Source organism: Bacillota bacterium (assembly GCA_023511835.1).
In the GTDB taxonomy this organism is placed as follows: Bacteria; Bacillota; Sulfobacillia; order JAIMAT01; family JAIMAT01; genus JAIMAT01.
In genome coordinates, this window is the sequence record JAIMAT010000106.1 from 1 (window position 1) to 5,587 (window position 5,587).

Annotated in this window: 5 protein-coding genes and 1 pseudogene; all 6 read left to right on the forward strand. The window is 72.2% G+C overall.

Annotated features, from left to right (window positions below; all coding sequences use genetic code 11):
- Positions 1 to 43 precede the first annotated feature (43 nt).
- The 6 genes and pseudogenes from K6U79_10665 to K6U79_10690 all read left to right on the forward strand — a co-directional run bounded on the left by K6U79_10665 (position 44) and on the right by K6U79_10690 (position 5,400).
- Positions 44 to 385: pseudogene (locus K6U79_10665) on the forward strand (ABC transporter ATP-binding protein).
- 371 nt (positions 386 to 756) lie between these two features.
- A complete protein-coding gene (locus tag K6U79_10670; protein ID MCL6522813.1) occupies positions 757 to 1,926 on the forward strand; it encodes an ABC transporter permease in 1,170 nt (389 codons plus the stop codon).
- A 3-nt stretch (positions 1,927 to 1,929) separates the two neighbouring features.
- Positions 1,930 to 2,757 carry an ABC transporter permease gene (locus K6U79_10675; protein MCL6522814.1) on the forward strand — a complete coding sequence of 276 codons (828 nt, stop codon included), beginning with the start codon at positions 1,930 to 1,932 and terminating at the stop codon, positions 2,755 to 2,757.
- A 25-nt stretch (positions 2,758 to 2,782) separates the two neighbouring features.
- A complete protein-coding gene (locus K6U79_10680; protein ID MCL6522815.1) occupies positions 2,783 to 3,976 on the forward strand; it encodes a sensor histidine kinase in 1,194 nt (397 codons plus the stop codon).
- Positions 3,973 to 4,653, forward strand: a complete 681-nt coding sequence (locus K6U79_10685; protein MCL6522816.1) for a response regulator transcription factor — start codon at positions 3,973 to 3,975, stop codon at positions 4,651 to 4,653. The genes K6U79_10680 and K6U79_10685 overlap by 4 nt, the downstream gene beginning before the upstream one ends.
- Positions 4,654 to 5,010: 357 nt before the next feature.
- Positions 5,011 to 5,400 (forward strand): hypothetical protein, encoded by a 390-nt coding sequence (locus K6U79_10690; protein ID MCL6522817.1) that lies wholly within the window; start codon positions 5,011 to 5,013, stop codon positions 5,398 to 5,400.
- Positions 5,401 to 5,587: the final 187 nt, after the last annotated feature.

Sequence of the window (5,587 nt, forward strand, 5' to 3'; positions counted from 1 at the left end):
AGAACGAGGGTGAAAACCCGAGCTCCGATGCGTCCCGGGCAGCCTGAACGCTTTTACAGCGTCAGAGGGACATCATCACCTTTCGGCCGAGGAGAACCTCCGCTTTTTCGGTCGCCTGAAGGGTCTGGGCGGAGCGGAGCTGGCCCGGCGGAGCCGGGAGCTGCTGGAGCTGGTCGGGCTTCTGGACCACGCCCGTCAGCGCGTCTCGCGTTTCTCCGGCGGGATGAAGCGGCGCCTGAACATGGCGGTGGGCCTGATCGGCGAGCCCAAGCTGCTTCTCCTGGACGAGCCGACCGTGGGCGTGGATCCTCAGTCGCGGCGGCACATCTTGGACTTGGTCGCGGAGCTGGCCCGGCGGGGTACCGCCGTCCTCTTCACGAGCCACTACATGGAGGAGGTCGAGTACCTCTGCCGCCGGATCGCCATCATGGACCACGGCCGCATCATCGCCCAGGGGCCGCTGGAGCAGGTGCGCGCCCTGGCGGGGGAGGCACCGGTGATCCGCGTACGGCTGGAAGCGGCGCTCCCCGAGGCGACGGCGGCCCAGCTACGGTCGCGGTTCGACGGACAGCTGAGCCTTGACGAACGGGAGCTCCGCATCCTCCTCACGCACGGCAGCGCGCGCGTCGGCGAGACCATCAGCTGGCTGGAGGAACTGGGCTTGCCCATGGAGGGGCTGCGGCTGGAGCCGCCGGACCTGGAGACGGTTTTCCTGGCGCTGACGGGCCGCGAGCTGCGCGACGGGGGCGGCGAGCCGTGAGGCGGTTCGTTCGCTGGCTCTGGACCGCCTGGTTGCCGCTCCGTGTGATGGCCGTCGATCCTACGGCCCTGCTCCTTCTCGTCCTCGCTCCCCTGACCCTGGTGGCGGTGCTCGGGCTCAGCCTCGGCCCCCTCTTCAGTGGGAAGACCACCCCGCCCGTCCCCGAGCGCGTCGTGCTGCTGGTCCCGGCCGGGGAAAGCCGTGTGGCTCAAACCTTCCAGCGGGCGCTGGAACAGGCCGGCAGCGCCCTCCCGCGCGTCGAGAGGCGGCAAGTCGGGGCGGCGGCCCGAGATCAAGCCGTCGACGAGCTCCGCCGCGGCCTCGTGGACGCGGTGGTGGAGTTGCCGCCCACAGGCTCGGGGAAGCCGATCGACGTCCTGGCCGATCCCACGCGGGTGGGCACCCAGGTCGTGCAGGGCGTGATCCGCGAGGCCGCCCGGGCGGTAGCCGCCGCCGCAGGGGGCCCCGGGGCGATGGTTTCGCCGGCGACGGCTTCGACGCCAGGCGCGGAAGCGCAGAGCTCCGGGCAGGCGGCGGAGGAGGGCCGGATCCCGACGCTGCCCGCCCTCGACTACTACGCCATCGGCATGGGCGTCTTCTTCCTCCTCTTCGCCGCCAACTCCGCCGCCTCCGAGTGGCTCACGGAGCGGAAGAAGGGCATTTACGCCCGCATCCGGAGCGCGGGCGTCGGGCGGAGCTCCTACTTCCTGGCGCGGTTCGCGGGGGCGGTGCTGGTGGGCTTCGTCTTCCTGGTCGTCCAGGCCGCCGGCACGCGCCTCCTCTTCGGCGTCCACTGGGGCGATCCGCTGGCCTGGGCGGCGCTGAGCGTGGCGGGGGCGGCCATGGCGGCCGGGCTGGCCACGTTGATCATGGCTCTGTCGCGTGACGCGGCGTCCATGGGTCAGGTGGGGTCGGCGCTCTTCAACGTGATCAGCTTCCTTGGGGGATCGATGATGCCGGCCTACGTCTTTCCCGCCTGGCTCGATCGCATCTCGCGATGGCTCCCCACCCGCTGGCTCCTGGACGCCTACGGCCGACTGCACGGGGGCGCGGGCATCGGGGCGGTCTGGCCGGAGGCGGGCTGGCTTCTCACAGCCGCTCTCGGCCTTCTGGCGGTGGCGGTCTTGGTCGACCGGGCGTCCGCCCGCCGTGCGGGGGAGGTGTGAGTCATGAACTCGTGGAGCGAACGCTCTCCATCCCCAGGCGCCTGGACGAGCGTCCTGGCCATCGCCGGGCGGCAGACGCGCCAAAACTTCCGGCACGTCCAGACGGCGATCTTCATGTTCGTCCTGCCCGTGGCCTTCGGGCTCCTCTTCGGGCGGCTCCTGCACGTCGCCGTCGCCTCGCCCCCGGATCGCTGGGTGCGAGTGGTGATGCCGGGCGTCTCCGCCGACATGGAAGGGGTCGCGCGCTTCCTCTTTTACTTCGGTTTCCTGGCCATGTTCGTCCTGACCACGGCGCTGATGAACGGGGCAGGGATCCTGGAGGAACGGGAGAACCGGACGCTGGCGCGGCTCCTGGTCCAGGGCGTGCCCTACGGGCAGGTGATCGCGGGCCATGCCCTGGGCGCGGCGCTGACGTCGGCCATCCAGACGGTCGTCCTCCTCGCGATCGCCTACCCCATGGGCGGCTGGCCGCGCTCCTCGGTGCCGGCCACCGTGGCGGTCGCCCTGGCCCTGGCGCTGGCCGCGGCAGGTTCGGCCGTGGGTGCCGCCGGCGTGGCCGGGGCGGGCCCGCGCCTGCGGGCGGCGGGCGGCGTGGTCGGCGCGCTCCTGGCCATGCTGGGCGGGGCCTGGTGGCCGCTGGAGGTGGAGCCGACCACCATGCAGAAGCTGGGCCGTCTCTCCCCGGTCTTCTGGGCCATGGACGGGGTTCATCGAGCGGTCGCCTTGGGAGCAGGCGTCGCCGACCTCATCATGCCGATCCTGGCACTACTCCTCTTCGCCGCCCTGGGTGGCATGGTGGGGGTGTGGGGGATGCGGCGCTGGTACGCCTAGACATCCCAGGAAGGAGGACTTCCCGGTGGATCCCTGGCGCGGAGAAGGCGACCGCGACAGGTGGCGGAGCACCTTCGCCCTGCTGCGGCTCCTCCTGCTGGGCGGCGCCGCCGCCGGCTGGCTCCTGGCGGCAGCCGGACCGCTCGCTCGCGCCGCCGCCCGCGCCGAGCCCGCTCTTGCGTGGGCGGCGACGCTTCTGGTGGCCGGCCTCCTGCTCGAACTGCCCTTCGAGGCGCGGCTCCTCACCTGGCTCCGCCTGCTCTTAGCCCTGACGCTGGTGTGGCTCTTGCCACTCCCCGAGACGGCTGCATGGCCTCTGGCCGCGGCCTTGCTCCACCCGCGGCCGGGGCGAAGCGAGCTGCCCCCCGATCTCCTGCCCGACGCGGGCGCGCTGGCGGCGGGAAGCCTCCTCCTGGCGTTGCGCGGGGTCTCCCCGCCGCTCCTCTTCGCCTCGGTCCTGCTCGGTCTGCTGGCGCTGGTGACGCGTCTCCTCCACGCCGCCCTTTTGAGGGAGCGGGAGGAGGGACGCCGGCAGCGGGGCGAGCTGGAGGAGGCGCAGGTGCGTCTCGCCCGCTACGTTGCGGAGGTGGAGGAAGCCGCGGCGGCGCGGGAGCGGGCGCAGGTGGTGGGGCAGATCCACGACGCGCTGGGACACAGTCTGACTGCGGCAGTCCTCCAGGTTGAGCTCGCGCGCCGGCTGCTCGCCTCGCGCCCCGAGGAGGCGGCCGGCCGCCTCGAGAAGCTGGAGGGCGAGCTGCGCGCCGCGCTCCAGCAGGTGCGCCAGGCGCTCCACGGACTGGGTCCGGTGGAGCTGGGGCAGCGGCCGCTTCCTGAGGCGCTGGTGGCGCTTGCTGACGACTTCGCGCGCAGTACGGGTACGGAGGTGGAGCTTCGCTTCGCTCCCGATCGCACCGCCGTTGCGGCCCTCCCGCCGACTGCCGCTGCCACCCTCTTCGCCACGGTGCGCGAGGGGCTGACCAACGCGGTCCGCCACGGGAAGGCGCGCCGTGTCCAGGTCCGGCTGAGCGCGGAGGACGGGCGGCTCCACCTGCGGATGGAGGACGACGGGGTGGGCACGGAGAGCATCCTGCCGGGGATCGGCCTGCGCACCATGACCCAGAGGGTCCAGGAGGCGGGCGGCTCCCTCCGCTTCTGGAGCCGGCCCGGGCAGGGCTTCCGCATCGAGGTCGGCCTGCGGGCGAGAGACCCGATGAGATGATCCGTCTGCTGCTGGCGGAGGACCAGGCGCTGGTGCGGGAGGGCCTGGTGGCGCTCCTCTCCCTGGAGCCAGACTTCCAGGTGGTGGCGGCCGTCGGCGACGGGGCGCAGGCGGTGGAGCAGGTCCGGCGCCACGGCTGCCAAGAGCTGGACGCGGCCGTCCTCGACGTGCGCATGCCGGTGCTGGACGGAGTCAGCGCCGTGCGCGAGATCAAGCGGCTCTGCCCCAAGCTGCCGGTGATGATGCTGACGACCTACGACGACGACCGCTACGTGCAGGAGAGCCTGGAAGCGGGCGCCGCCGCCTACTTGCTGAAGGATATCCCGGCGGAGCAGCTGGCCAGCGCCATCCGGCTGGTGGCGGCCGGCGGCAGCCTGATCCCGGCGGCGTTGGCGCGGCACTGGCTGGCGCCTGACCGGTCGGAACCGCTGACGCCCCGGCAGGCGGAGGTGCTCCGACTGGTCGGGCAAGGTCTGAGCAACGCGGAGATCGCGGCGCGGCTCTTTCTCAGCGAGGGCACCGTGAAGAATTACGTCAGCGAGATCTACGCACGCCTCGGCGTGCGCAACCGGGTGGAGGTGGCGCTGCTGGGGCGCCGGCTGGCGGCGGGCGAGTACCGTGCGGCGGGGGAGGACCGACCCGGGGAGGGCGACGGGAAGACGCCGGCGGGCGGCTGATCCGCGTGCGCCGAGCGGTCGCCGGAGGGGAAGGGTGGACGGGGGTCCCCCGACACGGGCGGTGGTCGCCCGCCGGTGCGCGGCGGGAGGATCTCGACGGATCGCCGCCTGTGCGCGCGCTGGGGCATGACCCGGGTGAGGGCGGGCAGAGGCCCGCCCTTCTGGTTTGCCGGGGCGGACAAGGGGGTCTTCCCCAAGGGCTCAGATGGTTCCGGGACGTGGTGCGGGAGAGCGGCAACCGAAACGCTCGTGGGGAAGTACCTCGTCCCGCTGGCCGTCCTGGCTGGGAGTGGAGCGTGGTCGGCCGCGGAGGCCGTCCTCAAGCATCCAAGGAGCCTCCATGGGCTGGAGGGGCTGATGGGGCGCCGGGTGCATGTGGTGAGGCTCGTGCGCACGTGGAGCTACGCGGGTGGCGGCGACGGTGTGGAGCGGGTGGGGGAGGACGGGTTGGATGGCCGGCTCGAAGCGGTCTCACGGGATGAGGAGACGGGCACGGTGCGGCTGGAGTTCGGCTCGGAGGAGATGGACAGGACGCTTCAGCTGAAGGAAGCGGAGATCGAACGGCTCGGGGACGCGGTGACGATCTCGACCGAGGACGCGCGGGTCTGGATCGGTTCGTACCTGACCGGCCGGGCTAAGCTAGACAAACCTGCATGCTGCCTGGGTCGGCACAGCGGAACTCCGCCGAAGGGTCCGTCGCAGCATGGGAAGCCACTTTCAAGGCAGCGTCGGGCGCAACCCCGTTGAGCAACTTCCTTCTTCGTTCAGGCGGCCCCTGGTCCCCTCCCGCCGGAACGGACCCCGCCGGCGGCAAGCCCGATGATCGGCTTCGCCCGCCGGCGCCGGGACGGCCGTCACTCCTCCCGCCCCAGCCCCAGGTCCTCCTTCCACATGATGATGGCGTCCTCTTGCGTATCGGCGTAGTAGCCCTTGC